Raw genomic sequence first — 25606 nt, 5'->3', positions numbered from 1 at the left:
TGAGGAAGACCTGTGCTGAGCCGCGACGAACTCCGCCGACACCTGATCCACAGCCGCATCGCCGGTGACGTCGCGACGTCGCGCGAGAACAACCTCGACCACTACAGCTCGCTGGCCAACCGCGACCCGTACTACATGCTCGGCCTGACGTTCGAGCAGCCGTGGACCTTCCGGGACGTCCTCGACCTGATGGCCAAGTCGGCCGGCGTGGTCGCCGATCCCGGCCACCGCCGGGGCCAGGACACCATCGACCCCGACCTGACGATCGACGCGATCGACGCCATGGCGGCGCGTGTCGCGTCCGTGTTGTCGCGGCCGTCCCCGCGGGTGTTGTTCGCCACCGGCCACCCGACCGGGCTGCTCGCCGTCCACCTGCCGCTGGCCAGGTTCGCCGTCGAGCGCGGCGCGACCCTGCTCACCCCGGCCGAGGGCTGGACGTACACCGGCTCCGGCTTCGGACGCCCGCGCCGCATCCGCTACCTCCAGGACATCGCCATGCTCGACGACCGCGGCGGCTTCGTGCACACCCACGACTCGGCCCCGATGCGGCACATGCTCGACGAGCTCGAAGGCCGGCTGCCGGACCTGGTGATCGCCGACCACGGCTGGGCGGGGGCGGCGGGCGAGGCGGGCGTGCCGACGGTCGCCTTCGCCGACAGCAACGATCCCGGCCTGTTCCTCGGCGAGGCCGAGGGAAAGATCGACGTCGTCGTGCCACTCGACGACAATGTGCTACCCCGCTATTACGCTCCGCTGACCGAGCGATTGGTCACTCTGGTCTCACGAGCCCTTTGAGTCGAAAACGGCCCTCCCCATACCGTCTTTTCGCGCCTGCATTCCAAGAGGCTCGCTGTCCCTTTGCCAACTTTTGATGGGGCTTGGGCGACTCTTATGTGTGGCAACTTGGACAGTTCCAAGGTCCAGGCGAGGTGCTCGGCCTGGCTGCTAACCAGCGACTTTACTGGTCCGGCTGACAGGTGGCTCCGCGGACTGAGAAAATAGGGGGTTTGCGCACCCGGAGTCCCGACTTACGCTGACGGCAGTACACGTGCGTGAGCAATGGCACCAGTGGGGATAACCCGGAAACACGTGCGGAAGAGGCGTCCGATGGGTGCAGGCGAAAGACCTCTCAGCGAGGTGAAGTTCCTGACCGTGGCTGAAGTCGCGACGGTCATGAGGGTGTCCAAGATGACGGTGTACCGGCTCGTCCACTCAGGTGAGCTGCCGGCCATCCGAGTTGGCCGGTCGTTCAGAGTGCCCGAGCAGGCGGTCCACGACTATCTGCGGGAGGCCTACATCGAGGCAGGTTGAAGTAGCGGCGCGCCCGAACGCGCCGTGAATTCGGTCGCGGGAGAAGCCCGGCCTGCGCACCACGAGGCCGGGCTCTCACCCCCAAGGGGCGATCTACCTCGGATCGCCGGTAGTCTGTGACCCGGTGTGCGCTCGCACATCGATTCAGACTTGCTATCAGTACCTGGGGGTCCCGTGGGCTCTGTGATCAAGAAGCGCCGCAAGCGGATGGCCAAGAAGAAGCACCGCAAGCTGCTCAAGAAGACGCGCATCCAGCGGCGTAACAAGAAGTAACCGACGCAGCTGCGAGGCGCTGATGACCCACACCGTGCTTGTCACCGGGGTCTCGCGCCACATAGGCGCCCGGGTGGCGAGCGTCCTCGCGGCTGACCCGGAGATCCGCCGCGTCATCGGAGTGGACACCGTGCCGCCCCCCTCGCTGACGCGGGACGGCGGCATCACTCTGGGCCGGACGGAGTTCGTCCGGGTCGATCTGCGCAGCCCCGACATCGCTGAGGTGATCGCGGCCGCGGACATCGACACCGTTGTGCACATGAGCCTGGTCAGCGCCCCGTCCAAGGGCGATGGCAGGGCTGCCATGAAGGAGCACAACGTCATAGGCACCATGCAACTGCTCGGTGCCTGCCAGCGGTCGTCGACCGTGCGGCGCGTGGTGGTGCGCTCCACCACCGCCGTCTACGGCTCGTCCCCGCGCGATCCGGCGGTGTTCACCGAGGACCTGGAGCCGCACGTCGGTCCGGTCCACGGCTACGCCAAGGACGCGGCGGAGGTCGAGGGCTACGTGCGCGGTTTCGCGCGCCGCCGCCCCGACGTGACGGTGTCGCTGCTGCGCTTCGCCAACTTCATGGGTCCGGGCGTCGACTCGCCGCTCACCCGTTACTTCAGCCAGCCCTTCGTGCCGACGGTGTTCGGCTTCGACCCGCGGTTGCAGTTCGTCCACGAGGACGACGCGGTCGAGGTGTTGCGCAGGATGGCGAACGAAGACCACCCCGGCACGTTCAACGTGGCCGGGGCAGGCGTGTTGCTGCTGTCGCAGTGCGCGCGCCGGGCCGGGCGGGCGTCGCTGCCGCTGTTCGCGCCCGTCTTCCGCACGCTCGGCAACACCGTGCGCAGGCTCGGCCTCGTCGAGTACTCGCCCGAGCAGCTGCGGCTGATGAGCTACGGCCGGGCGGTCGACACCGCCAGGCTGGAGGCCGAGCTGGGCTGGCGGCCCAAGTACACCACCGCGGCGGCCTTCGACGACTTCGTGCGTTCACGGGGTATGCATCCGTTCGGAGGTGTGCGTCCGTGAGCGTGCCGCACGAGGAGGAGGGCCGGGTGATCCCGATCAGCGCCGCGCCGTCCTTCGAGGAGCCCGACCCGCTGGCCCGGCTGCTGGCGTTCGTCCGCCGGCGCATCACCGGCGAGTACGAGGTCGACGAGTTCGGCTACGACCCCGAGCTGACCGACAAGGTGCTCCTCGAACTGATCAGACCGCTCTACCACCGCTGGTTCAGGGTCGAGACGGCCGAGCTGAAGAACGTGCCCGCCGAGGGCGGTGCGCTGGTGGTGGCCAACCACTCCGGCACGCTGCCGATCGACGCCCTCATGATGCAGGTCGCCCTGCACGACGAGGCGGGCCGGGCCGTCCGCCTGCTCGGGGCCGACCTGGTCTACCAGCTCCCGCTGCTCGGTCACCTGTCCCGCAAGACCGGCCACACGCTGGCCTGCCCCGAGGACGCCGACCGGCTGCTGCGCAAGGGCGAGCTGGTCGGCGTGTTCCCCGAGGGCTTCAAGGGCGTCGGCAAGCCGTTCTCCGAGCGCTACAAGCTGCAGCGGTTCGGCCGGGGCGGGTTCGTGGCCTCGGCGATCCGCGCGGGCGTGCCGATCGTGCCCACGGCCATCGTGGGGGCCGAGGAGATCTATCCGAAGATCGGCGACCTGAAGTTCCTGGCCCGCATCCTCGGCGTCCCCTACCTGCCGATCACGCCGTTCTTCCCACTGCTCGGGCCGCTCGGGCTGGTGCCGCTGCCGTCCAAGTGGATGATCGAGTTCGGCGAGCCTATCCGCACCGACGAGTACGAGCCCGCCGCGGCCGACGACCCGATGCTGGTGTTCAACCTGACCGACCACGTGCGCGAGGTCATCCAGCAGATGCTCAACGAGTTGCGGCTGCGCAGGGGGCCCGCCTTCCCGCCGTTCCTGTGAAGGGTGCAACCGGTCGCGCCCGGCCGGTGTTCTGCGGGTGTAGTCACTGACACCCGAGAGGAACCTCTTCGATGGATCTCCAGCTTTCCGGCCGTGTGGCCGTCGTCACCGGCGCGTCCAAGGGCATCGGCCTGGCCGTCGCGCGCACCCTGGCGGAGGAGGGCGCGCACGTCGTGGCCGCCTCGCGGACCGCGCCCGACGCCAAGGTGACGCACGTCGCGGTGGACCTGATGGACCCGCAGGCGCCCGCCCAGGTGATCGCCCGAGCCGTCGAGGAGTTCGGCGGGGTGGACATCCTGGTCAACAACGCCGGCGGGCCGCCCCCGGCGTGACGCTGCCCCGGATCGGGTTCATGGCGCCGGGCGACGACGACTGGCAGGCCATGTTCGAGTTCAACCTGTTCGCGGCCGTACGCATGATCCGCGCGGCCGTGCCCCTCATGGTGGAGCGCGGCGGCGGCTCGATCGTGAACATCTCCTCCGGCTCGGCCCGCCAGCCCGGGGCCATGAACGTGGACTACGGCGCGGCCAAGGCCGCCATGAACCACGTGAGCAAGGCCGTCTCGGAGGAGTACGGCCCGCAGGGCGTCCGGGTGAACACGATCTCGCCTGGCCCGGTGCTCACCGACTGGTGGACCAAGGACGGCGGCGCCGCCGACGTCATCGCCGGGATGGCCGGGGCGTCGAAGGAGGACGTCATCGCCCAGGTCGCCCCCGGCATGATGAAGCTGGCCACCGGACGTCTGGTGAGCCCGCAGGAGATCGCCGACATGGTCGCCCTGCTGGTCTCGCCGCGCTCGGGCAGCACGACCGGCGCCGACATCGCCGTGGACGGCGGGTTCCTCAAGGAGATCTGAACCCTCCTGGCGGGTTGTGGCAAGACATCCGTGACCGATTCTCCACAGAAAGGCGGAGATGATCACGCAACCCGCCACCAGGGGGGCGGACTCGGAGCTCGTGAGCGCCTCCCTGACCGAGCCGGAGGCGTTCGCCGAGCTGTTCGACCGCTACTCCGCCATGCTCTACCGGTACGTCTCCAAACGCCTCGGCCCTGAGCCCGCCGAGGACCTCGTCGGTGAGACGTTCCTCGTCGCGTTCTCCCGCCGCAAGAGCTACGACCTGTCCTACCCCGACGCCAGGCCGTGGCTCTTCGGCATCCTCACCAAGCTCATCTCCCGCCACCACCGCAAGGAGGGGGCGCGGTACCGGGCGTTCCTGCGGTCCCCCCTCGACCAGGACGTGGAGTCGCCCGCCGACCGCGTCGCCGCGGGGGTAACGGCGCAGGCCGCCCGTCCCCGCCTGGCGGGGGCGCTGGCCGCGCTGCCCGCCAAGGACCGAGACGTCCTGCTGCTGATCGCCTGGGGTGACCTCACCTACGAAGAGGTCGCACAGGCGCTCGGCATCCCGATCGGAACCGTTCGCTCCCGCCTCAACAGGGGCAGGCGGAAGGTGCGGGCCGCGCTCGGCGACACCAACCCCATGCTGGAGGAGGAGTGACCATGGACGACCTGCGGATGCTCCGCGACCTCGGCGGGGAACTGGAGCACGAGCCGCCCCCGACGCTCGTCCGCCAGCGCGACCGCCTGCTGCGGGAGCGCCCGCGGCGCAGGTGGAACGCCTACTGGACGGCCGGCCTGGTCGCCGTGGGCACGGCCGCGGCCGTCGCGGTGCCGACCATGCTGGTCAACGGCAACACCGTGGCCGCCCCGCCGGCGGGCGCGCGGCCGGTCGACATGACCGGCGCCCGCAACATCCTGGTGATCGGCTCCGACACGCGCGGCGGGCCGGGCAACGCCAAGTACGGGCCCCAACTGGCCAGGACGCCCGACAAGGGCGGCAGGCGCTCCGACACCATCCTGCTCGTGCACGTGCCCGCCGACCGCGGCCAGGCCGTCGGGGTCAGCGTGCCGCGCGACTCGATCGTGCAGATCCCGTCGTGCGGGTCCGACCCGGCGCGGAAGGACATGATCAACTCGGCGTACAACACCGGGGGAGCGGGCTGCCTGAGCAAGACGCTGGAGAAGCTGACCGGCGTCCGGGTGGACCACACGGTCGAGGTCGACTTCACCGGCTTCAAGGGCATGGTGGACGCGCTCGGCGGCGTGCAGATCACGCTCAGGTCGCCCGTGGACGACAAGGCGTCGAAGCTGAAACTGCCCGCCGGCAAGGTCACGCTCGACGGCGAGAGCGCCCTCGGCTACGCCCGCCTGCGCCGCTACGGCGACGGCTCGGACGTCCAGCGGATCAAGCGGCAGCAGATCCTGCTGCTGGCGATGCTGAAGAAGGCGAGGAGCGCGGCCGCCGACCCGGCCCGGCTGAGCGGCTTCCTCGGCGAAGTGCGCAAGTCGATCAGGACGGACCTGAGCCTGGAGGCCATGGTCGAGCTGGCCAGAGCCACGTCCGCGACGCGGGTGTCGTTCGTCACCGTGCCGTGGAAACCGGCCCAGAACGACCCCAACCGGATCGAGTGGCGGCAGCCGGAGGCCCGGAAGTTGTTCGAGCGCCTGCGATGACCGGCGCCGGCGTGCGCCCGGCCGTGGACGTCAAGGAGCCGTCCACGTCGCCGGGCCACGCCGTCGTCCTCGTCCGCGGGCGGCTACTGGGAGCGGTAGTGCTTGCGCAGGGCGATGCCCGCCGCGACGCCGCCCGCGATCGCGCCGACCCCGGCCGCGATCGGCAGCGCGGTCATGGTGGCCTTGCGGCCGGTACGGAAGTCTTTGACCGGCCAGTCGTGCTTCCTGGCGTGTTCGCGCAGCTCGCTGTCGGGGTTGATCGCCACCGCGCTGCCGACCAGCGACAACATCGGCAGGTCGTTGGCCGAGTCGCTGTAGGCCGTGCAGCGGGTCAGGTCGAGCCCTTCGCGGCGGGCCAGCGCGCGCACCGCCTCCGCCTTGGCCGGGCCGTGCAGCAGGTCGCCCACCAGATGGCCGGTGTAGACGCCGCCGGCGGTCTCGGCGACCGTGCCGAGCGCGCCGGTGAGGCCGAGCCGCTGGGCGATGACCCGGGCCAGCTCGACGGGCGTGGCCGTGACGAGCCAGACCCGCTGGCCGGCGTCGAGGTGGCTCTGCGCGAGCGCGCGGGTGCCGCCCCAGATGCGGTCGGCCATGACCTCGTCGTAGATCTCCTCGCCGAGCCGGACGACGTCGTCGACCTTGGCGCCCGCGACGAAGGCGAGCGCGGTCTCCCGGGCGACCGCGATGTGCTCGGGGTTCTCGTTGCCGCGCAGCCGGAACACGGCCTGGCCGACGGCGAACTTCAGCAGATCGGATGTGGTGAACATGCCGCGCGTGGCCAGCCCGCGGGCGAAGTGGTAGATGGACGCGCCGCGCATCATGGTGTTGTCGACGTCGAAGAAGGCCGCCGCCTCCAGGTCGGGCTCGACCGGCTCGGCCGGCGCGACGGTGACCGCCGCCCGCGCCGCGGCCTCGCCGGCGGCCTCGGCCCCAACCTCGTGTCGTCGTCGCATTAGCCGCCACATGCGGTTCAGCTTACCTAGCCGGTGCCACGAGCCCTTCGATGTAGTCGAGGTAGCCGGCGGCCTGTCCCTTCTGTGCCTCGGTGAGGTGGTCAAGCATCGGTTCGACCGTTTCCCGCTGCTTCTGGGCGAATTTCTTGATCTTGGACGAACGGGGCTGCGTACGCGTCAGCCGACTGATCCCGGAGCGGGTGGAGTCCTCCATGTCCTTGAGCGTCTGGCCGACCAGGGGGCTGTCGGTGGACGAGCCGAGCAGGCTGGCGACCTCCTTGGCGCGGGTCTCGGCCGAGGCCAGCTCGCGCTCGCCGCGTTGGGCGTCGTCGGTGCTCAGGTGCACCAGGGTGCTCTCCGCGGCCCTCTTGAGCGGGTAGAGCGTGTCGCCAGGGACCGCCTGGTACGTGGCGAAGGACGCCACCATCATGGCCCCCGCCAGACCCAACGTGGCGACCTGGGACAGCAGCGGACGGCGACGGCGGCGTACGGGCGGGACGGCCGGGGCCGGCGCGAGCTCCTCGTCGGGGGCCGACAGCAGCAGGCGGCCGGAGACCAGGTCCGCGCGCAGCCGCTCGCGGAAGGCCGGCTCGGGCCCGCCGCCCAGAGACGGGCCGTGCAGCTCCGTGAGACGCTCGATGACGAGCTCCCGCCGCCTGCGCGCCCTACTCATGACAGCTCCCTGAGGGATCCAGCCGTGACAACTGGCCTAACGAGGTGCGGGTGGGAGAGGTTACGCCAGGTCGTGCTTGAGTGCCCTGGCGAGCGTTCGAATGGCCCGAAACTGCAGCGCTTTGATCGCTCCACTCTTCTTCCCCATGATCAACGCGGTTTCCGCGAGCGAGAGGCCGTGCAGGAAGCGCAGCACCACGCATTCCTGCTGGTCGGGATTGAGATCGCGGACGGCGCGCAGCACCCGGTCGTTCATGATGGCCGTGACCACCGCGTTCTCCGGGATGTGCGCGCCTTCGAGCGGCACGTCGATCAGCTCTCCCGTCGGGATCTCCAGTCGGTAACGGCCGGACTTGAAGTGGTCGGCCACCAGGTTCCTGGCGATGGTGACGAGCCAGGCGCCGAAGTCCCGGCCCTGCCAGGTGAAGTCGCCGATCCTGCGCAGCGCGCGCAGGAAGGTCTCGCTGGTCAGGTCCTCGGCGAGCTGGTGGGAGCCGACCCGGAAGTAGATGTAGCGGTAGACGAGGTCCACGTAGCGGTCGTAGAGCGTGCCAAAGGAGTCCGTGCATCCGTTCTTGGCGTGCAGCACCAGCGTACGGATGTCGTCGGGCACTTCTTCGCGCACGCCAAGCTCGCCCGTCCGGGCAGGTCCAGCGACCGCTGGAGCAAGCAGCCCGGCGAACGGCCACGAATCAGGCATCCGGTATCCCTAGGGGTAAGGGGTGCGGCGTGCTCGAATACTCTAGAAATCAACTGGAAATTCCACAATCCGCGCCTGCTGGGCTGGCTACGAGTAATCGCCCTATACCGTATAGGCGCATACCCCACAGCCTGCGGCGAAGCCCCTCATGGAGCGCCTGTTTCCTCTTCGGCTACCGGCCGGGAGGCATCGTCCGGCAGCATTGGAGTCACCATGGAGATCCTCGTTGCTGTCATAGCCCTTGCCGGTGCGCTCCTCGCCGCCGTCGCGACAGGCGCCCTGATCAGGCGGCTGCGTGACGAGCCCGAGGGGTGGTTGATCGCCTGGACCGTTGCAGCCGGCGCCCTGTGCCTTTCGCTGGCCGCGATCGGCGTCGGTCACGTCCTGGGGTTCGGATCGGTCACCTTCCGCCTCTACCAGGTGACCGGGTCGCTGCTGGCGCCGCTCTGGCTGGCCGTGGGCCTGATCCAGCTGCTGTCCGACAAGGTGCCACCGAGGTTCCTGGCCTGGCTGTTCGGCATCGCGCTCACCGTCGTCTCCGTCGCGATCCTGACCTTCGACCCGCTCAGGTCCACCGACCTGGGCAAGGCGCTGCCGACCGGCGCGGCCACGTGGGGGCTCATCCCCGACTACCTGCTCGCCGGCGTGCACACGATCGACGTGCTCGTCCTGCTGGCGTGCGTGGTGGTGGCCGCGCTCAAGTGGCGCGGCGGCGACGAGTACGACACCGACAACCTCCACGCGGTCCTGGTCATCGCGCCGTCGAGCATCGCCCTGGTGGGCGCCATGCGGTTCGCGGTGCCGCCGCTGTTCACCACCGCGCTGCTCGCGGTGGGCGCGGCGGCGATCTGGTACACCGTGCTGCGCCCGCTGGCGCCGTACGAGGACGACGAGGACGACCTGGAGGCGCCGCACGACGAGGTGGAGCGCCGGCCGGGCCGCAGGGTCGCGCCCGAGCCCGTGCCCATGCCCGTTCCCGTGCCGGCCGCCGAGCCGCCTCCCGTGGCGCCCCCGCGCCGCTCGCCCGGCCTTGGCGACCTGGTGGCCGAGTACCGGGCGGGCGACCAGCAGGTCGACTACGCCGCCCGGATGGGGGCCGCGCCCGAGTCGGGCCCCGCGACCGGCTACATCATGAACGGCTCCCCGCCCCCGCGCATGGACACCTCCCCGCGCATGGACGCCCAGCCCTCCCGGCCCGACTACTCGATGCCCGGCACCGGCGTGGCCTACCCGGGCGCCGAGCTGTTCACCCCGTCACAGCCCCAGCAGGCGGGTGGCAGGCCCTCGCCCAGCATCTACGGCCTGCTCACCGTCTTCACGATCATGGACGGCGCCGGCGACGCGTTCGACCGCCTGGCCGAGGCCACCGTCGAGGCCGTGCGCCGCGGCGAGCCCGACACGCTCGTCTACGCCTGCCACGCCGTCAAGTCGGCCCCCCTGCAGCGCATCGTCTACGAGCTCTACCGCGACGAGGTCGCCTACCGCGACCACCAGCGCCAGCCGCACGTCGAGCGTTTCCTCAACGAGCGTCAGGCGATGGTCCTGGCCACCAACGTCATCGAGCTCAACGTCAACGCCGCGAAGGTGGTGCCGCTGCCCACCGTCATGTTCTAGGCCAGGGCGGCGCGCAGGCGGGCCTCGTCGACCCGCCAGAAGTCGTGCTGCACGCCGTCGATCAGCGTCACCGGGATCATCTCCCAGTACTTCTCCCTGAGCTCCTCGGAGGAGTCGATGCTGACCTCCTCCCACGGCACGCCCAGCTCGCCGGCCACCCTGGCGATGACCGCGCGGGCGTCGTCACAGAGGTGGCAGCCGGGTTTGCCGAGCAAGGTGATGCGATGCATGTCCCCAACCGTAGCGCCCCTACTTTGTGCATCGGTTCACAAAGGGATTAACCTGAAAGACGGTTCTAATCCGTTCAGCGGTCCCCACCGCCCGTTCCCTGGAGCTCCGGCACGTGAAGAGCCCGTCCCAGTCCCGTGACCGCGGCATCCCCGAGGCGACGGTCGCCAGGCTTCCGTTGTACCTCCGGGCGCTGCACGGGATGGCGGAGCGCGGCATCGCGACCGTGAGCTCGGAGGACCTGGCCGTGGCCGCGGGCGTGAACTCGGCCAAGCTCCGCAAGGACCTCTCGCACCTCGGCTCGTACGGCACCCGCGGCGTAGGCTACGAGGTGGAGTACCTCGTCTACCAGATCTCCCGCGAACTCGGCCTCACCCAGGACTGGGCGGTCGCGATCGTCGGGGTCGGCAACCTCGGCCGCGCCCTGGCGAACTACGGCGGCTTCGTCTCCAGAGGCTTCCGCGTGGCCGCGCTCTTCGACGCCGACCCCGAAGTCGTGGGCGACACCATCGCGGGGTTGAATGTGGAGCACATCGACGAACTGGAAGCCGTCATCAAGCGGCGTGGAGTCTCGATCGTGGTACTGGCGACACCGGCGGCAGCGGCGCAGGAAGTGTGCGATCGTGTTGTCGCCGTGGGCGTGACCAGCATCCTGAACTTCGCCCCAGTCGTTCTCACCGTTCCGGACACCGTCGACGTCCGGAAGGTCGACCTATCAATCGAACTGCAGATTCTCGCGTTCCACGAGCAACGCAAGGCTGGGGGGCCACTCATGGCGGTGGACGGTCAATGAGTGTTCTGGCGATCGGACTCAGCCATCGGACCGCTCCGGTGGCTCTTCTGGAACGCGTCTCGGTGACCGGCGACGCGCTGGTCAAGCTGCTGCACGACGTGCAGCAGGACACCAGCGTCGCGGAGGCCATGGTGATCTCGACCTGCAACAGGGTCGAGATCTACGTCACGGTCGACCGCTTCCACGCCGCGGTCACCTCGATCAGCGGGCTGCTGGCCGTTCACTCCGGGGTGCCGGCCGACGAGCTGACCCCGCATCTCTACGTGCACTACGAGGAGCGGGCCGTCGAGCACCTGTTCTCGATGGTGTGCGGCCTCGACTCCATGGCCGTCGGCGAGGGCCAGATCCTGGGCCAGGTCCGCCAGGCGCTCAAGCTCGCCCAGAAGCACGGCACGGTCGGCGCGACCCTCAACGAGCTGACGCAGCAGGCGCTGCGCGTCGGCAAGCGCGCCCACACCGACACCGGCATCGACCAGGCGGGCCCCTCGCTGGTCTCGGCGGGCCTCGCGCTCGCCGGCGACCTGGCCGGGCGGCGGGCGCTGGTGGTGGGCGCGGGCTCGATGAGCTCGCTGGCCGCCGTCACGCTGCAGCGCGCCGGGGTCACCGACATCGTCGTGGCCAACCGCACGTACGAGCGGGGCGCGCGGCTGGCCGAGTCGGTCGGCGGCCGGGCCGTCGCGTTCGCGGCCGTGCGCGAGGAGCTGGCGGGCGCCGACGTCGTCATCACCTGCACCGGCGCCGGGCGGCACGTCATCACCCCCGACATGCTGACCAGGGGCGTGTTCCTGCTCGACCTGGCGCTGCCGCACGACATCGACCCGGCCGTGCGCGAGGTGCCCGGCGTCACGCTGGTCGACCTGGAGACGATCCAGGAGTCCGGCATCGGCTCGCGCGGCGGCGACGCCGTCGAGTCCGTGCGCGCGCTCGTGGCCGAGGAGCTGAACGCCTACCTCGACGCCGCCCGCGCCGCCCGCGTCACCCCGACCGTGGTGGCGCTGCGCAGCAAGGCGGCGGGCGTGGTGGAGTCCGAGCTGGGCCGCCTGATGATGCGCATGCCCGATCTCGACGACAAGGCCAGGGACGAAGTCGCCATGACCGTGCAGAGGGTCGTTGACAAACTGCTTCACGAGCCGACTGTGCGTGTCAAGCAGCTCGCCGCCGGTCCAGGGGGCGATCATTATGCGGAAGCCCTGCGTGAATTGTTCAATCTCGATCCGAAGATGCCCGCGGCCGTGAGGGAGGTGGAGCTGTGAACCTGCGGTTGGGGACCCGCCGCAGCATGCTGGCGACCACGCAGTCCCAGATGGTGGCCGACGCCCTCACCGGGCGCACCGGGCACCGGGTCGAGCTGGTGGGCGTGACGACCTTCGGCGACGTGACCAAGGCGCACCTGGCGCAGCTCGGCGGCACCGGCGTGTTCGTCAGCGCGTTGCGCGACAAGCTGGTCGAGGGCGAGATCGACTTCGCCGTCCACTCGCTGAAGGACCTGCCGACCAAGCAGGACCCGCGCTTCACGCTGGCCGCGCTCCCCGAGCGCCACGACCACCGCGACGCGCTGGTCGGCTCGCACAAGTTCGCCGACCTGCCCGCCGGGGCCAGGGTCGGCACAGGCTCGCCGCGCCGCGTCGCCATGCTGAGCGCGCTCCGTCCCGACCTGGAGTACGTCCCGATCCGCGGCAACGCCGACACGCGCATCGGCAAGATCGCCGCGGGCGAGCTCGACGCCGTCGTGCTGGCCAGCGCCGGGCTCACCAGGCTCGGCCGCGGCGGCGAGATCGCGCAGATCTTCGAGGTCGAGGAGCTGCTGCCCGCGCCCGGTCAGGGCGCGCTCGCCGTGGAGTGCCTGGCCGCGCGCACCGACCTGATCGAGACCCTGTCCGTGCTCGACGACCCGCGCACGCGCAGCGCGGTGACCGCCGAACGCGCCGTGCTGTCCGCCCTGGAAGCAGGCTGCGCCGCCCCCGTGGGTGCTTTCGCGGCCGATGACGGGCACACTCTGAACCTGACCGCCGTGGTCGTCTCCATCGACGGCCGCGAAGCGGTCCGCAAGTCCGCCGCCGGCTCTCCTTCGGAGGCTGCACAGCTGGGCCGCCTCCTGGCGGCCGAGATGATCGCCGAAGGGGCCGACAGATTGATGGGGGAGCAATCCCATTGAGCTCCGATAGTCCAACCTCCGGTTTCGTCGCCTTCGTGGGGGCGGGTCCCGGTGACCCCAACCTGCTGACGCTCCGCGCCGCCGAACTTCTCGGCAAGGCGGACGCCGTCGTGCTCGACGACGAGCAGTTCGGCCCGCTGCTCAAGCACTGCCGCGAGGGCGTCGAGGTCGCCGAGGGCGACTACGTCCAGCGGGCCAAGGCCGGGCAGCTCGTGGTGCGCCTGTGCGCGGGCGACCCCATGTTGTTCTCCTCGATCGACGACGAGGTCGCGGCCTGCGTGGCGGCGGAGGTGGACTTCGAGATCGTGCCCGGCGTGCCGCCCGCGACCGCGGTGCTCACCTACGCCGGCATCCCGGCGGCCACGGCCGTGCCCGAGTTCCGCGTCGTCGACGCCGCTCAGGAGCAGGACTGGTCGTCCCACGCCGCCACCCGCGGCACGCTGGTGATCTACAACGGCATCACCGAGGCCGTCGCCATCGGCAAGGCGCTGATCGCCGGCGGCAAGCCCGACACCACGCCGGTCGCCGTCAGCAGCGGCGGCACCACCACCGAGCAGTACACCGTCGTGTCCTCGCTCGGCCGGCTGCAGGCCGACCTCAAGCACGCCGGCTTCACCGAGCCCGCGCTGATCGTGGTCGGCGAGGCCGTCGGGCAGCGCGAGCGGCTGTCGTGGTTCGAGACCAAGCCGCTGTTCGGGTGGCGGGTGCTGGTGCCGCGTACGAAGGAGCAGTCCCGCAGCCTGTCCGAGCAGCTCGTGGCCTACGGCGCGGTGCCCGAGGAGGTGCCGACCATCTCGGTCGAGCCGCCGCGCACGCCGCAGCAGATGGACCGCGCGATCAAGGGCCTGGTCACCGGCCGCTACGAGTGGGTGGCCTTCACCAGCGCCAACGCCGTCAAGGCGGTGCGCGAGAAGTTCGAGGAGTACGGGCTCGACGCGCGGGCCTTCGCCGGGCTCAAGGTGGCCGCCGTGGGCGAGGCCACCTCGCGGGCCCTGGTCGAGTTCGGCGTCAAGCCCGACCTGCTGCCCTCGGGTGAGCAGTCCTCCGAAGGGCTGGTGGCCGAGTGGCCGCCCTACGACTCGATGCTCGACCCGATCAACCGGGTGCTGCTGCCCCGGGCCGACATCTCGACCGACACGCTGGTGGCCGGGCTCACCGAGCTGGGCTGGGAGTGCGACGACGTGACGGCGTACCGGACGGTGCGCGCCGCGCCGCCGCCCGCGCCCATCCGCGAGGCGATCAAGGGCGGCGGCTTCGACGCCGTGCTGTTCACCTCGTCCTCCACCGTGCGCAACCTGGTCGGCATCGCGGGCAAGCCGCACAACGTCACCGTGATCGCGGTGATCGGGCCGCAGACGGCCAAGACGGCCGAGGAGTTCGGGCTCCGGGTCGACGTCATGTCCGACAAGCCATCCGCATCAGCCCTGGCCGCAGCGCTGGCCGAGTTCGGTGCCAAGCAGCGCCAGGCGGCCGTGGCCGCGGGTGACAGCCCCCGCAGGCCCTCCCAGAACCGCCGTGGCGCCAGGAGGAGAGCCAAGTGAGCGCCCAGTTCCCCGTCGCACGTCCCCGGCGTCTGCGCCGCAGCCAGGCGCTGCGCCGGATGGTGTCGGGCACGCGGCTGCACGCCGCGGACCTGATCCTGCCGATGTTCGTCAAGGAGGGCATCGACGCGCCGCAGCCGGTGTCGTCCATGCCGGGCGTGTTCCAGCACACCCGCGACTCGCTGCGCAAGGCCGCGCACGACGCGGCCGAGGCGGGCGTGGGCGGCCTGATCCTGTTCGGCATCCCCGCGGTCAAGGACGCGACCGGGTCGGCGGCCGACGACCCCGACGGCATCCTCCAGGTCGCGCTGCGCGAGGTGACCGCCGAGGTCGGCGACGCCCTCGTGGTCATGGCCGACACCTGCCTCGACGAGTTCACCGACCACGGCCACTGCGGGATCCTGACCCCGTCCGGCGAGGTGGACAACGACGCCACGCTCGAGCGTTACGCCTCCATCGCGCTGGCCCAGGCCGCCGCCGGCTCCCAGATGATCGCGCCGAGCGGCATGATGGACGGCCAGGTCGGCGCCATCCGCGCCGCGCTCGACGGGGCCGGCCACGCCGACGTCCCGATCCTGTCCTACTCCGTCAAGTACGCCTCCGCCTTCTTCGGCCCGTTCCGTGAGGCCGCCGAGTGCGCGCCGCAGTTCGGCGACCGCAGCACCCACCAGCAGGACCCGGCCGGTCCGCTGGAGGAGGCGCTGCGCGAGGTCAGGCTCGACCTGGCGGAGGGCGCCGACGCCGTCATGGTCAAGCCGGCGCTGGCCTACCTCGATGTCATCACCCGGGTGCGCGACGCGGTCGACGTGCCGGTGGCGGCCTATCAGGTGAGCGGCGAGTACGCGATGGTCGAGGCGGCCGCGGCCAACGGCTGGATCGACCGCGACCGGACGATCATGGAGTCGCTGGTCGCCATCAAGCGCGCCGGCGCCGACATGATCCTCACGTACTGGGCGACGGAAGTGGCGCGACGGCTCTAACCAAGGGGTTTCCCGTCAACTCCTGAGGCGTGTGCGTTAGAGTGCGATGACAAGTGCTGGTGTGTCCCGCGGTGTGCGAACGGCCCGGAGCCGGGACCTCCTCAGGCGCTGACTCGACGGGAGACACCATGGTGGGGGTACCACTGGCTCGGCGTACCAGAAAGCGGTCGCGGCCGACACGCATCGATTCCGTGCTGGAGTACGCGTCCCTGGGCTGGCCCGTCGTGCCGGGTGCCTTTCCGCTGCGGCACGGTCCGCGCGCGTGTTCGTGCGACCGCGTCGGCTGTCCCGATCCCGGCGCCCATCCGCTCTCGCCCGCCTGGCACATGCAGGCCACGACGGACACGACGCTGCTGACCCGCTGGTGGGAGAGCGAGCCGGAGGCCAACGTGATCCTGCCCACAGGGCGCGTGTTCGACGTGTTCGACGTACCGCTCGCCTCCGGCCTGTCGGCCCTCACCAGGATCGACGCCGCCGGAGCCCACCCAGGCCCGGTCGCCGCTCAAGGCGACCGGGTCTTGTTTTATGTGGCCACCCGCGGCAACCCCGAGGACGAGGACGAGTGGTGGTCCTGCCAGCTCGACTGCGACCCGGCCACCATCGACGACACGCCGGGCCTGCGCTGGCACTGCCGCGACAGCTACGTGGTCGCGCCGCCCTCCACGCTGCCCTCGGGCCAGCCGGTCTCCTGGCTCCGGCCCCCGGACGGCCGTCCGCTGCCCGACCCGCTGCGCATCCTGGAATGGCTCGCCGACTGAGCACGCCCCGCGGCGGGGGCACGGGCCTGCGGGACTAACCTGGGTCGGGTGAGCCGTACACAGAACTCCGAAGATCTTTTCACCCGCGCCAGGGAAGTGGTGCCCGGCGGCGTCAACTCGCCCGTGCGCGCGTTCGGCGCGGTGGGCGGCACGCCGCGTTTCATGGCCTCGGGCCAGGGCCCGTACATCACCGACGTCGACGGCAACCGCTACGTCGACCTGGTCTGCTCCTGGGGCCCGATGATCCTCGGCCACCGGCATCCCGCGGTCGTCGAGGCCGTCTCCGGCGCGATCGCCCACGGCTTCTCCTACGGCACCGCCACGCCGGGCGAGGTCGAGCTGGCCGAGGAGATCGTCTCCAGGATGGCGCCGGTCGAGAAGGTGCGCCTGGTCAGCTCCGGCACCGAGGCGACGATGAGCGCGGTGCGCCTGGCGCGCGGCTTCACCGGGCGGTCCAAGGTGATCAAGTTCGCCGGCTGCTACCACGGGCACGTCGACGCCCTGCTGGCCTCGGCCGGGTCGGGGGTGGTGACGTTCGGGCTGCCGGACACGCCCGGGGTGACCGGGGCGTCGGCGGCCGACACGATCGTGCTGCCGTACAACGACGTCCAGGCGGTGGAGGAGGCGTTCGCGGCCGCCGAGGTGGCCTGCGTGATCACCGAGGCGTGCCCGGCGAACATGGGCGTCGTCCCGCCGCGCGACGGGTTCAACGCCCGGCTGCGCGAGCTGTGCACGGCCAACGGCGCGCTGCTCATCGTCGACGAGGTGCTGACCGGCTTCCGCGTCTCGTCCGCCGGCTGGTACGGCCTCGACCCGGTCAACGCCGACCTGATGACGTTCGGCAAGGTCATGGGCGGCGGCCTGCCCGCGGCGGCGTTCGGCGGCCGGGCCGACGTGATGGCCTTCCTGGCTCCGGAGGGCCCGGTCTACCAGGCGGGCACGCTGTCCGGCAATCCGCTGGCGTGCGCCGCCGGCCTGGCGACCCTGCGCGCCCTCGACGCCGACGCCTACGCGCGCATCGACGCCGCCGCGCTCGCGGTGGGCGACGCGGCGGCCGAGGCGCTGGCGAAGGCGGGCGTGCCCCACCGGTTGCAGCGTGCCGGCAGCCTGTTCTCGATCTTCTTCGCCGAGGGCGAGGTGAGCAACTTCGACCAGGCCAGGGCCCAGAACACGGCGGCCTTCACCGCGTTCTTCCACGTGATGCTCGACCAGGGCGTCTACCTGCCGCCGTCGGCGTACGAGGCGTGGTTCCTGTCGGCCTCGCACGATGACGAGGCGCTCAACCGGATCGCCGAGGCCCTGCCGGCAGCGGCGAAGGCGGCCGCGGCGGTTCTGTGACCCGGCGCGGCCTGGTGCCGGCGTACAGCACGCCGGCGACGATGAGGGCCGCGGCCAGGAGTTCGGTCCAGGAGAGTGGCTCGCCGGCCACCAGCGCGGCCGACGACATGCCGAACACCGGCACCAGCAGCGTGTACGGCGCCACGGTCGAGGCGTCGTACCGGCGCAGCAGCCAGCCCCACACGCCGAACCCGCCGAGCGTCGAGACGAAGGCCACGTAGGCCAGCGACAACCAGCCCTCGGCGGGGGCGGTCAGCACGGGCGGCCCCTCGACCAGCAGCGACAGCAGCAGGAGGGGCGGCGCCGAGAAGGCGCTCACCCAGACCATGAACCGCAGCGAGTCCGGCGGCGCGGCCCTGCGCTGCACCACGTTGCCGAGCCCCCAGGCCGCGGCGGCGGCCACGCACAGGGCGAAGGCACCCAGCGGGCCGGACACCCCGAAGTCGAACGCGACCAGGGCCAGGCCGCCGAAGGCGACCGCCAGGCCGAGGACGCGGCGGGCGGTGAGCCGCTCGCCGAGCAGCGTCACCGCGAACAGCACGGTGAACAACGCCTGCATCTGCAGGACGAGAGAGGTCAGCCCGGCCGGCATGCCCGCTCGCATGCCCACCAGCAACAGGCCGAACTGACCCACTCCGAGAGTGGCCGCCACCCCGGCGACCCAGCGCCACGGGACTCCCGGCCGCCCCGCGAGCAGCAGGGCGGGGAACGCCGCCAGGGTGAACCTGATCCCCGCGTACAGCAGGGGAGGGAAGTGCTTCAGGCCGATCTGCATGACGACGAAGTTGAAGCCCCACACGGCCGCGAGGCCGACGGCGAGGGCGAGGTGGCGGGGGCTCACGCAGAGCGGGTCTTCTGGTACCTGTTGCGCTGCTCGCGAGCCTGCTCGGCGAGGACCTTCAGGTACGAGGTGGAACGGGTCTCGGGCTTCCTGCTCTTAATGATTCGCATGCATATATTTTCATCTGCTTCAGATACAAGGACAAGCGAGACTTTCTACGCTAAACCCTTTAGTCTGGCTTACATGTTGGACCTGAACCGGCTCAAGGCACTTCACGCCGTGCACGTGTACGGGTCGGTCGGCGCGGCGGCCGACGCGCTCATGGTCACGCCGTCGGCCGTCAGCCAGCAGATCGCCAAGCTGGAGCGGGAGACGGGCGCCCGGCTCATGGAGCGCAGCGGCCGGGGCGTGCGGCTGACCGACGCCGCCGGCCTGCTCGCCGAGCACGCCGAGCGCATCCTGGCCCTGGTCGAGACCGCGGAGGCGGACTTCGAGGCGCTGCGCGGCGAGGTCGTCGGCCGGCTCGGCATCGCCGCCTTCGCCACCGCGACCCGCGGCCTGATGCCGGGCGCGCTCGTGCAGCTCAAGAGGCACCACCCCGACCTGCACGTGCAGCTCTACGAGCGTGAGCCCGAGCGGGTGCTGCGCGAGGTGGCCAGGGGCGAGCTGGACCTGGGCGTGATGCAGGACTGGCTCAACCGGCCCATCGCCATGCCCGAGGGCCTGTCCAGGGCCACGCTGCTCGACGACGTGGCCGACGTCGCGATCCCCGCCGACCATCCGCTGGCCGAGCGCAGGGAGGTGGGGCTGGCCGAGCTGCACGGCGAGCGGTGGATCAGCTCCTCGCCCGGCACCGTCTGCCACGACTGGCTGGTCTTCACGCTGCGCAACGCCTCGCTGGAGCCGGAGATCGCGTGCATGGCCGACGAGTACCCCACCCAGCTCGCGCTGGTCGCCGCCGGGCTCGGCTGCGCGATCGTGCCGCGCCTGGGCCGCGACTGCGTGCCCGACGGCGTGCGGCTGGTCCCGATCATGCCGCGGCAGACGCGCCGCATCTACGCGGTGTGGCGCACCGACGCGGCCCGCCGGCCCGCGATCAGGGCCACGGTCGAGGCCCTGATCAGCGTCAGCCGCGAGCAGGAGAACGCCTGGGCGGTCAGCTGAGCGCGATCGCCACCACGCCGCCGAGGATCACGCTGGCCGCCAGCAGCCGCCGCCGCAGGTCGCCCTCGGCCAGCAGCCGCCCGCCGAGCAGCACCGCGATCAGCACGCTCACCTCTCGTGCCGGCGCCACCACGCTCACCGGCGCCATCGTGAACGCGATCAGGACCAGCAGGTACGACAGGAAGATCAGGAACGCCGCCCCCACGATCCGCGACCGGTGCTCCCGCCACACCGGCCCGACCATCCGCCGCCTGCCCCCGGCGACGAACGGCGTCAGCGCCAGCGCCCGCCCGACCTCCCCGAGGTAGTTGAGCATGATCGGCGCCACCGCGAACGCGCTGACCACCTGCGAGTCCCACACCGTGTACCCGGCGATGAACAGCCCCACGACCAGCCCCGACACCAGCCCCCGCAGGTCGCCCCGCCCGGCCGCGCCGCCGCTCATCATGAACACCCCGACCCCGACGAGCACGATCCCGGCCACGCCGGCCGGCGCCGGGTGCTCGTCCAGGAACAACACGGCGACCAGGCTGGCCAGCATCGGCCCCGTCCCGCGGGCGACGGGGTAGACCAGCGACAGGTCGCCCGCGCCGTAGCCGCGCTGGAGCAGCACGAAGTACCCCAGGTGCAGGGCCGTGCTGCCGCAGATCACCGCCAGGTCGCCCCACGACAGCCGGGCGCCCGTGACCAGCAGGAACCCGGCGAACAGCGGGCTCCACACCACCGTGGCCACGACCCCGACCAGCCAGAGGAAGACGATGCCGTCGGCCTGGGACGCCTTCTTGCTCAGCAGGTTCCAGGTGGCGTGCGCGACGGCGGCGACGAGAATGAGGACCAGCGCCCAAGGGCTCATCCGGGCGACTCCTTCCAGGGGTGACGGAGAGGAGCCTCCAGGCTTTTGTCCCGTCAGCTGTACGGCCCGGCGGGCCGCGGCGCCGCTCGGACCTGTCTTCCGGCCCTGGTTGTGTGACGGGGGAGGCGGACCGGACGCGGAACCCTAGGCGCAGTCGTCCCGACCATACCCCCGCGCGAAATGCCGGACCAGGCAGCCCCTGACTATGACCGGCATCGAAACGGATAGGCTGTGGCACACCATGGCTGAAACCACCGTCGTCCACCTTTTGCGCCACGGTGAGGTGCACAATCCCGGCGGCATCCTGTACGGCCGGCTGCCCGGCTACCACCTGTCCGACACCGGCAGGCTCATGGCCGAGACGGTCGCCAAGGCCGTCGGCGGCCGCGACATCGTCGCCGTCCACAGCTCGCCGCTCGAACGCGCGCTGGAGACCGCGGCCCCGCTCGCCGACAAGCTCGGCCTCGACGTGACCAAGGACGACCGCCTGCTCGAAGCGGCGAACATGCTGCAGGGCCGTCCGGTCGGCCAGGGGCTGGCCATCCTTCGCAACCCGCGCAACTACCGCTATTTCTGGAACCCGCTGCGCCCGTCGTGGGGCGAGGCGTACCCGGCGATCGTGGCGCGCATGAAGTCGGCCGTCGACGACGCCAGGGCGGCCGCCCGCGGGCACGAGGCCGTGCTGGTCAGCCACCAGCTCCCGATCTGGACGATCAGGATGGCCGCCGAGGGCCGCCGGCTCTGGCACGACCCGCGCCGCCGGCAGTGCGCGCTGGCCAGCCTCACCACGTTCACCTTCGAGGGCGACCGCCTGGTCAGCGTCGGCTACAGCGAGCCGGCCGGGTCGCTCAGTTCGGGGCCGTCGATACCAGGGGCCTGATGTCGGGGCCATGTCTGCCCGCCGGTAGAGTTGCAAGCTCTACCGGTTGTAGTACAAGGAGATCATCCTCCGTGCGCGCGACGTCCATCTCCCTCGTTCTCCTGGCCGCGCTGGCCGCGGGCTGCGCGGCAAACCAGAGCGGGCAGCCCCAGGTGGGCGACACCCGGTTCGTCGCGGGCGACGGCAAGATGCAGGTCTTCGACGCCGCCGACCGCAAGGCGGCCCCGCCGGTCGAGGGCCCCACGCTCGACGGCGGCACTGCCTCGCTGGCCGCCCACAAGGGCAAGGTCGTGGTGATCAACTTCTGGGCCTCGTGGTGCGGCCCGTGCCGGGCCGAGGCGCCGGTGCTCAAGGAGGTCGCCGCCAAGACCAAGGGCGACGTGCAGTTCATCGGCATCGACTTCAAGGACCGCCAGGCCGACGCCCTCGCCTTCGAGCGCACCGAGCAGACCGGCTACTCCCACATCTTCGACCAGCCCGGCAAGGTTGCGCTGTCCTTCCAGGGCACCGTGCCGCCCGCGGCGATCCCGTCCACTCTGGTCATCGACAAGCAGGGCCGCATCGCGGCCAGGGCGCTCGGGGCGGTCAAGTACACCGACCTGATGAACACGGTGACCAAGGTGCGCGATGAGTGACGTCGTCGCCTCGGGCTCGCTGCTGCTCGCGGTGCCGATCGCGCTGCTGGCCGGGGTGGTGTCGTTCCTGTCGCCGTGCGTGCTGCCGCTGGTGCCGGGCTATCTGTCGTACGTGACGGGCATGAGCGCCGATCCCAAGCGGGGGCGGCTGGTGCTCGGCACGGTGCTGTTCGTGGCCGGGTTCGCGTTGGTGTTCGTGCTCAGCGGCGCGCTGTTCGGCGGGCTCGGCTCGATCATGCTGGGCAACGCCCAGGTCATCACACGGGTGCTGGGCGTCCTGACGATCCTGCTCGGGCTGGCCTTCCTCGGCGTGCTGCCCGGCCTGATGCGCGATGTGCGCATCCACAAGCTGCCGGCCGCGGGCCTGGCCGGCGCGCCGCTGCTCGGCGTGGTGTTCGGCCTCGGCTGGACGCCGTGCATCGGCCCCACGCTGGCCGTCGTGCTCACGCTCGGGCTCAACGAGGGCAGCGCCTCGCGCGGCGCGCTGCTGGCCGTGGCCTACGCGCTGGGCCTCGGGCTGCCGTTCGTGGCCGCCGCCCTGGCCTACAGCAAGGCCCTGCGCACGTTCCAGGCCGTGCGCAGGCACACCCGGCTGATCACCAGGATCGGCGGGGGCATGATGGTGGCCGTCGGGCTGCTGCTCGTCACCGGACTGTGGGGTGCGATGATCGCGGCCATGCAGGGGCTCATCGGCGCGTTCGAGCCGGTGATCTGATGAGCGTCGACGAGCTGGTGCGCGAGGAGCGCGAGCCGCGACAGGCCAGGCTGGGGCCGGTCGGCTGGCTCCGGTGGGGCTGGCGCACCCTCACCTCGATGAAGACCGCGCTGATCCTGCTCTTCCTGCTGGCGCTCGGCTCGATCCCGGGCTCGCTGGTGCCCCAGCGCAGCGTCGAACCCGACAAGGTGGCCCAGCTCTACCAGCAGAACCCCACCCTGGCCGAGTGGTACGACCGGTTCCAGCTCTTCGAGGTGTTCACCTCGGTCTGGTTCGCCGCCGTCTACCTGCTGCTGTTCACCTCGCTCGTCGGCTGCATCATCCCGCGCACCGCCACCTACCTGCGCGAGCTGCGCCGCAAGCCGCCCGCCGCGCCCAAGAACCTGTCCCGGCTGCCGCACGCCGACTCCTTCGAGGGCGACCTGACCGTGGAGGAGGCCGCCAGGCGGCTGCGCAGGCTGCGCTTCCGCGTCGTCACCGGCGACGGCTGGGTGGCCGCCGAGAAGGGCTACCTGCGCGAGACCGGCAACCTGTTCTTCCACGTCGCGCTGATCGGCATCCTGCTCGCGATCGGCTTCGGCTCCCTGTACGGCTACCGCGGCAACGTCCTGGTCGTCGAGGGCGACGGCTTCGCCAACACCGTGGCCGCCTACGACAGGTTCATCCCCGGCAGCCGGGTCTCGGCCGAGTCGCTCCAGCCGTTCTCGTTCGAGCTGACCGACTTCAAGGCCACCTACCAGGTCGAGGGCGACAAGAAGGGCCAGGAGCTCGACTACTCCGCCTACCTGAAGGTGCACGACGAGCCCGGCGCGCCCGCCCGCGACTACGAGCTCAAGGTCAACGACCCGCTCGAGGTCGACGGGACGCAGACGTACCTGATCGGCCACGGCTACGCGCCCGTCTTCAAGGTCACCGACGGCAAGGGCCAGGTCGCCTACGAAGGGCCCGTGGCCTGCCTGATCGACCAGAAGGCCACGCTGACCTCGTCGTGCGTCGTCAAGGCGCCCGACGCGCAGCCGTCCCAGCTCGGGTTCCTGCTGCGCTTCCTGCCCACCAGCGTGCCGCTGACCGACGGCAACTACGCCTCGGCCTTCCCCGGCGAGCTCCAGCCGCAGGTGCAGCTCCTCGGCGGTTACGTGGGCGACCTCGGCATGCGGTCGGGCAAGCCCCAGTCGGTCTACAAGATCCTGCCGGACGAGCTCGACGGCAAGGTCGTCCCCGTGGTGCGTGGGTCGTTCGCGACCAAGCCGCTGTCGGTGGGGGAGTCGGCGGAGCTGCCCGGCGGGGCGGGGAAGCTGGAGTTCACCGGCGTCAAGGAGTGGATCACGCTCCAGACCGCCTACGACCCCGGGCGCGTGCCCGCGCTGATCGCCGCGGCCGTCGCGGTCGTGGCCATCGCGCTGTCGTTGATGATCCGCCGCCGGCGCGTCTGGGTGCGGGTCAGGGAAGGGCGGGTCGACGTGGGCGGCCTGACCCGTACCGAGGGCTCCGCGGCGGGCTTCGCCGAGGAGTTCGCCGAGATCGTCAAGGCTCTATCAGCAGGAGAACAGCATGTCCGCTGAGCAATTGGCCGGGCTGAGCGACAATTTCGTCGTCGGCGCCGTCCTGCTCTACATCATCGCCATGGTGGGCTTCGCGATGGAGCTGGCCTTCGGGAGATCCGTCCTGGGCAAGGCCGCCGTGAAGCGGGCCGCCCGGCAGCCCGTCACGGTCGGCGCCCCCTCGGAAGGCGACGCCGCGCCCGAGGCCGAGGCGGCCGTCGCCGACCCCGCGCCCGTCATGGCGGGCGGGGCCAGGGCCGGGCGGGTCGCGCTCGTGCTGGCCTGGATCGGCTGGGCCGCCAACCTCGGCGCCATCATCACCCGCGGCCTGGCGGTCGACCGGTGGCCGTGGGGCAACATGTACGAGTTCGTGGTGGCCATCTGCTTCGCCGCCGTGACCGCGTTCCTGTTCACCCAGGTCCGCCAGAACGTGCGCTTCCTGGGCGCGTTCGTCATGATCGCCGCCACGCTCGGGCTCGGGTTCGCGGTCAAGGTGCTCTACACGGCGGCCGGGCCCGTGGTGCCGGCGCTGAACTCGTACTGGATCGCGATCCACGTCAGCGCGGCGATCCTGGCCAGCGGGCTGTTCACGCTGGCCGGTGTGTCGGGGGTGCTGTTCCTGGTGCGCGGGGAGGGGCTGTCGCGCCTGCCCAGCCGCGACGACCTGGAGCGGGTGGCCCACCGCGCGATCGTGCTGGCCTTCCCGGTGTGGACGTTCGCCGTCATCGCCGGCGCGCTCTGGGCCGACCGCGCCTGGGGCCGCTACTGGGGCTGGGACCCCAAGGAGGTCTGGTCGTTCATCACCTGGGTGGCGTACGCGGCCTACCTGCACGCCAGGGTGACCGCCGGCTGGCGGGGCAGGGCCGCCATGATCGTGCAGCTGCTGGCGTTCGGATGCCTGCTGTTCAACCTGGTCGGCGTCAACATCTTCATCTCCGGCCTGCACAGCTACGCCGACGTCAGCGGTTAGTCCTCGCCGCGCATCCGCCGGTCGAGGTCTCTCAGGAAGTCGGGGTCGTCGTCCGGGCCCTTCGGTGCGCCCGGGCCCGGCGGCACCGGCCACGGGTCGCGCTCGGCCTTCGGCCGCCCGCGCAGCATCCAGATCACACCGCCGAGCAACGGGACCAGCACGACGATGAGGACCCACAGCGCCTTTGGTACGTTCCTGACCTCTTCCTCGGGTGCGGTGATGACGTCGAAGAGCGAGAAGAGCCAGAAGGCCAGCAACGCCAGGCCGATCAGAACACCTGCCATGCCCGAACTGTAAGCCATCCGCGACGTGATCGTGTCGGACG

General features: G+C 71.0%; 30 protein-coding genes. 23 read left to right on the top strand and 7 right to left on the bottom strand.

Features of this window, described 5'->3' with window-relative positions; all coding sequences use genetic code 11:
• The first annotated feature begins 12 nt into the window (after window positions 1–12).
• From ACNF49_RS02655 to ACNF49_RS02615, 9 genes are all read left to right on the top strand, one after another.
• The gene (locus ACNF49_RS02655) at window positions 13–795 is read left to right on the top strand and encodes a phosphatase (protein ID WP_357966272.1); all 783 of its coding nucleotides are present in this window, start codon (window positions 13–15) and stop codon (window positions 793–795) included.
• 312 nt (window positions 796–1107) lie between these two features.
• Window positions 1108–1311 carry a helix-turn-helix domain-containing protein gene (locus ACNF49_RS02650; RefSeq protein ID WP_026214222.1) on the top strand — a complete coding sequence of 68 codons (204 nt, stop codon included), beginning with the start codon at window positions 1108–1110 and terminating at the stop codon, window positions 1309–1311.
• A gap of 174 nt (window positions 1312–1485) precedes the next feature.
• Window positions 1486–1584: a 30S ribosomal protein bS22 gene (locus ACNF49_RS02645; RefSeq protein WP_018654693.1), complete on the top strand. Its 99-nt coding sequence runs from the start codon at window positions 1486–1488 to the stop codon at window positions 1582–1584.
• Window positions 1585–1606: 22 nt separating this feature from the next.
• Complete coding sequence (locus ACNF49_RS02640; protein ID WP_482942683.1) at window positions 1607–2602, top strand: NAD-dependent epimerase/dehydratase family protein; 996 nt, start codon at window positions 1607–1609, stop codon at window positions 2600–2602.
• Complete coding sequence (locus tag ACNF49_RS02635; RefSeq protein WP_482942682.1) at window positions 2599–3498, top strand: lysophospholipid acyltransferase family protein; 900 nt, start codon at window positions 2599–2601, stop codon at window positions 3496–3498. The genes ACNF49_RS02640 and ACNF49_RS02635 overlap by 4 nt, the downstream gene beginning before the upstream one ends.
• A 71-nt stretch (window positions 3499–3569) precedes the next feature.
• On the top strand, window positions 3570–3830 hold the full coding sequence (locus tag ACNF49_RS02630) for an SDR family NAD(P)-dependent oxidoreductase (RefSeq protein WP_482942681.1): 261 nt from the start codon (window positions 3570–3572) through the stop codon (window positions 3828–3830).
• Window positions 3827–4354, top strand: a complete 528-nt coding sequence (locus ACNF49_RS02625; protein ID WP_482942680.1) for an SDR family NAD(P)-dependent oxidoreductase — start codon at window positions 3827–3829, stop codon at window positions 4352–4354. Before ACNF49_RS02630 ends, ACNF49_RS02625 begins: the two co-directional genes overlap by 4 nt.
• A gap of 58 nt (window positions 4355–4412) precedes the next feature.
• Entirely contained in the window at window positions 4413–4994 is a 582-nt protein-coding gene (locus ACNF49_RS02620) for an RNA polymerase sigma factor (RefSeq protein WP_357966280.1), read from the top strand.
• Window positions 4995–4996: 2 nt separating this feature from the next.
• Window positions 4997–6010, top strand: a complete 1014-nt coding sequence (locus ACNF49_RS02615; RefSeq protein WP_482942679.1) for an LCP family protein — start codon at window positions 4997–4999, stop codon at window positions 6008–6010.
• Between the two features lie 83 nt (window positions 6011–6093).
• Here ACNF49_RS02615 and ACNF49_RS02610 read toward each other — a convergent pair whose 3' ends face one another.
• From ACNF49_RS02610 to ACNF49_RS02600, 3 genes are read right to left on the bottom strand one after another with little or no spacing between them, the layout of a single operon-like run.
• Window positions 6094–6963 (bottom strand): HAD family hydrolase, encoded by an 870-nt coding sequence (locus ACNF49_RS02610; protein WP_357966284.1) that lies wholly within the window; start codon window positions 6961–6963, stop codon window positions 6094–6096.
• Window positions 6964–6985: 22 nt separating this feature from the next.
• A complete protein-coding gene (locus ACNF49_RS02605; RefSeq protein ID WP_357966286.1) occupies window positions 6986–7636 on the bottom strand; it encodes a DUF5667 domain-containing protein in 651 nt (216 codons plus the stop codon).
• Window positions 7637–7696: 60 nt separating this feature from the next.
• On the bottom strand, window positions 7697–8260 hold the full coding sequence (locus tag ACNF49_RS02600) for a sigma-70 family RNA polymerase sigma factor (protein ID WP_357966288.1): 564 nt from the start codon (window positions 8258–8260) through the stop codon (window positions 7697–7699).
• A gap of 288 nt (window positions 8261–8548) precedes the next feature.
• Here ACNF49_RS02600 and ACNF49_RS02595 point away from each other — a divergent pair, with 288 nt between their 5' ends.
• Entirely contained in the window at window positions 8549–9949 is a 1401-nt protein-coding gene (locus tag ACNF49_RS02595; RefSeq protein WP_357966291.1) for a putative quinol monooxygenase, read from the top strand.
• Here ACNF49_RS02595 and ACNF49_RS02590 read toward each other — a convergent pair.
• Window positions 9946–10179 (bottom strand): glutaredoxin family protein, encoded by a 234-nt coding sequence (locus ACNF49_RS02590; RefSeq protein ID WP_352322537.1) that lies wholly within the window; start codon window positions 10177–10179, stop codon window positions 9946–9948. The two genes, ACNF49_RS02595 and ACNF49_RS02590, sit on opposite strands and share 4 nt — an antisense overlap.
• A gap of 113 nt (window positions 10180–10292) precedes the next feature.
• Between ACNF49_RS02590 and ACNF49_RS02585 the strand changes: the two genes are divergently transcribed.
• The 7 genes from ACNF49_RS02585 (at window position 10293) to hemL (ending at window position 17742) form a co-directional block, all read left to right on the top strand.
• Entirely contained in the window at window positions 10293–10970 is a 678-nt protein-coding gene (locus ACNF49_RS02585; RefSeq protein ID WP_357966294.1) for a redox-sensing transcriptional repressor Rex, read from the top strand.
• Window positions 10967–12223 carry a glutamyl-tRNA reductase gene (locus ACNF49_RS02580; protein ID WP_357966297.1) on the top strand — a complete coding sequence of 419 codons (1257 nt, stop codon included), beginning with the start codon at window positions 10967–10969 and terminating at the stop codon, window positions 12221–12223. The genes ACNF49_RS02585 and ACNF49_RS02580 overlap by 4 nt, the downstream gene beginning before the upstream one ends.
• Window positions 12220–13125, top strand: a complete 906-nt coding sequence (gene hemC, locus ACNF49_RS02575; RefSeq protein WP_498701900.1) for a hydroxymethylbilane synthase — start codon at window positions 12220–12222, stop codon at window positions 13123–13125. The genes ACNF49_RS02580 and hemC overlap by 4 nt, the downstream gene beginning before the upstream one ends.
• A gap of 35 nt (window positions 13126–13160) precedes the next feature.
• Window positions 13161–14666, top strand: coding sequence for a bifunctional uroporphyrinogen-III C-methyltransferase/uroporphyrinogen-III synthase (locus tag ACNF49_RS02570; protein ID WP_358007896.1), 1506 nt, complete (start codon window positions 13161–13163; stop codon window positions 14664–14666).
• Window positions 14663–15646: a porphobilinogen synthase gene (gene hemB, locus ACNF49_RS02565; protein ID WP_482942678.1), complete on the top strand. Its 984-nt coding sequence runs from the start codon at window positions 14663–14665 to the stop codon at window positions 15644–15646. The genes ACNF49_RS02570 and hemB overlap by 4 nt, the downstream gene beginning before the upstream one ends.
• 128 nt (window positions 15647–15774) lie before the next feature.
• Window positions 15775–16404: a bifunctional DNA primase/polymerase gene (locus ACNF49_RS02560; protein WP_357966306.1), complete on the top strand. Its 630-nt coding sequence runs from the start codon at window positions 15775–15777 to the stop codon at window positions 16402–16404.
• A 48-nt stretch (window positions 16405–16452) separates the two neighbouring features.
• Window positions 16453–17742: a glutamate-1-semialdehyde 2,1-aminomutase gene (hemL, locus tag ACNF49_RS02555; RefSeq protein ID WP_482942677.1), complete on the top strand. Its 1290-nt coding sequence runs from the start codon at window positions 16453–16455 to the stop codon at window positions 17740–17742.
• On the opposite strand, the gene ACNF49_RS02550 is transcribed toward hemL, so the two are convergent.
• Window positions 17684–18583, bottom strand: coding sequence for an EamA family transporter (locus ACNF49_RS02550; protein WP_482942676.1), 900 nt, complete (start codon window positions 18581–18583; stop codon window positions 17684–17686). The two genes, hemL and ACNF49_RS02550, sit on opposite strands and share 59 nt — an antisense overlap.
• Window positions 18584–18766: 183 nt before the next feature.
• Between ACNF49_RS02550 and ACNF49_RS02545 the strand changes: the two genes are divergently transcribed.
• On the top strand, window positions 18767–19687 hold the full coding sequence (locus tag ACNF49_RS02545) for a LysR family transcriptional regulator (RefSeq protein ID WP_357966312.1): 921 nt from the start codon (window positions 18767–18769) through the stop codon (window positions 19685–19687).
• On the opposite strand, the gene ACNF49_RS02540 is transcribed toward ACNF49_RS02545, so the two are convergent.
• The gene (locus tag ACNF49_RS02540; protein WP_482942675.1) at window positions 19680–20540 is read right to left on the bottom strand and encodes an EamA family transporter; all 861 of its coding nucleotides are present in this window, start codon (window positions 20538–20540) and stop codon (window positions 19680–19682) included. The two genes, ACNF49_RS02545 and ACNF49_RS02540, sit on opposite strands and share 8 nt — an antisense overlap.
• A 241-nt stretch (window positions 20541–20781) precedes the next feature.
• On the opposite strand from ACNF49_RS02540, the gene ACNF49_RS02535 reads away from it, so the two are divergent.
• From ACNF49_RS02535 to ccsA, 5 genes are all read left to right on the top strand, one after another.
• Entirely contained in the window at window positions 20782–21420 is a 639-nt protein-coding gene (locus ACNF49_RS02535; RefSeq protein WP_357966317.1) for a histidine phosphatase family protein, read from the top strand.
• A gap of 71 nt (window positions 21421–21491) precedes the next feature.
• Window positions 21492–22055, top strand: a complete 564-nt coding sequence (locus ACNF49_RS02530; protein ID WP_357966320.1) for a TlpA family protein disulfide reductase — start codon at window positions 21492–21494, stop codon at window positions 22053–22055.
• Window positions 22048–22770 (top strand): cytochrome c biogenesis CcdA family protein, encoded by a 723-nt coding sequence (locus ACNF49_RS02525; RefSeq protein WP_352322524.1) that lies wholly within the window; start codon window positions 22048–22050, stop codon window positions 22768–22770. The genes ACNF49_RS02530 and ACNF49_RS02525 overlap by 8 nt, the downstream gene beginning before the upstream one ends.
• Complete coding sequence (gene resB, locus ACNF49_RS02520; RefSeq protein ID WP_357966323.1) at window positions 22770–24332, top strand: cytochrome c biogenesis protein ResB; 1563 nt, start codon at window positions 22770–22772, stop codon at window positions 24330–24332. The genes ACNF49_RS02525 and resB overlap by 1 nt, the downstream gene beginning before the upstream one ends.
• A complete protein-coding gene (ccsA, locus tag ACNF49_RS02515; protein WP_357966325.1) occupies window positions 24322–25281 on the top strand; it encodes a cytochrome c biogenesis protein CcsA in 960 nt (319 codons plus the stop codon). Before resB ends, ccsA begins: the two co-directional genes overlap by 11 nt.
• On the opposite strand, the gene ACNF49_RS02510 is transcribed toward ccsA, so the two are convergent.
• Window positions 25278–25565 (bottom strand): PLDc N-terminal domain-containing protein, encoded by a 288-nt coding sequence (locus tag ACNF49_RS02510; protein ID WP_357966328.1) that lies wholly within the window; start codon window positions 25563–25565, stop codon window positions 25278–25280. The two genes, ccsA and ACNF49_RS02510, sit on opposite strands and share 4 nt — an antisense overlap.
• Window positions 25566–25606 lie beyond the last annotated feature (41 nt).

The sequence above is a fragment of the Actinomadura sp. ATCC 39365 genome (assembly GCF_054392275.1).
The sequence above is the reverse complement of the archived record's forward strand: the minus strand, read 5'-3'. Positions and strand labels throughout refer to the sequence as shown.

Coding starts and splice junctions, on each gene's coding strand:
- ACNF49_RS02650 (WP_026214222.1), top strand. CDS start 1,108: ATGGGTGCAGGCGAAAGACCTCTCAGCGAGGTGAAGTTCCTGACCGTG.
- ACNF49_RS02640 (WP_482942683.1), top strand. CDS start 1,607: ATGACCCACACCGTGCTTGTCACCGGGGTCTCGCGCCACATAGGCGCC.
- ACNF49_RS02630 (WP_482942681.1), top strand. CDS start 3,570: ATGGATCTCCAGCTTTCCGGCCGTGTGGCCGTCGTCACCGGCGCGTCC.
- ACNF49_RS02620 (WP_357966280.1), top strand. CDS start 4,413: ATGATCACGCAACCCGCCACCAGGGGGGCGGACTCGGAGCTCGTGAGC.
- ACNF49_RS02615 (WP_482942679.1), top strand. CDS start 4,997: ATGGACGACCTGCGGATGCTCCGCGACCTCGGCGGGGAACTGGAGCAC.
- ACNF49_RS02610 (WP_357966284.1), bottom strand. CDS start 6,963: ATGCGACGACGACACGAGGTTGGGGCCGAGGCCGCCGGCGAGGCCGCG.
- ACNF49_RS02605 (WP_357966286.1), bottom strand. CDS start 7,636: ATGAGTAGGGCGCGCAGGCGGCGGGAGCTCGTCATCGAGCGTCTCACG.
- ACNF49_RS02595 (WP_357966291.1), top strand. CDS start 8,549: ATGGAGATCCTCGTTGCTGTCATAGCCCTTGCCGGTGCGCTCCTCGCC.
- ACNF49_RS02590 (WP_352322537.1), bottom strand. CDS start 10,179: ATGCATCGCATCACCTTGCTCGGCAAACCCGGCTGCCACCTCTGTGAC.
- ACNF49_RS02580 (WP_357966297.1), top strand. CDS start 10,967: ATGAGTGTTCTGGCGATCGGACTCAGCCATCGGACCGCTCCGGTGGCT.
- ACNF49_RS02560 (WP_357966306.1), top strand. CDS start 15,775: ATGGTGGGGGTACCACTGGCTCGGCGTACCAGAAAGCGGTCGCGGCCG.
- ACNF49_RS02545 (WP_357966312.1), top strand. CDS start 18,767: ATGTTGGACCTGAACCGGCTCAAGGCACTTCACGCCGTGCACGTGTAC.
- ACNF49_RS02540 (WP_482942675.1), bottom strand. CDS start 20,540: ATGAGCCCTTGGGCGCTGGTCCTCATTCTCGTCGCCGCCGTCGCGCAC.
- ACNF49_RS02535 (WP_357966317.1), top strand. CDS start 20,782: ATGGCTGAAACCACCGTCGTCCACCTTTTGCGCCACGGTGAGGTGCAC.
- ACNF49_RS02525 (WP_352322524.1), top strand. CDS start 22,048: ATGAGTGACGTCGTCGCCTCGGGCTCGCTGCTGCTCGCGGTGCCGATC.
- resB (WP_357966323.1), top strand. CDS start 22,770: ATGAGCGTCGACGAGCTGGTGCGCGAGGAGCGCGAGCCGCGACAGGCC.
- ccsA (WP_357966325.1), top strand. CDS start 24,322: ATGTCCGCTGAGCAATTGGCCGGGCTGAGCGACAATTTCGTCGTCGGC.
- ACNF49_RS02510 (WP_357966328.1), bottom strand. CDS start 25,565: ATGGCAGGTGTTCTGATCGGCCTGGCGTTGCTGGCCTTCTGGCTCTTC.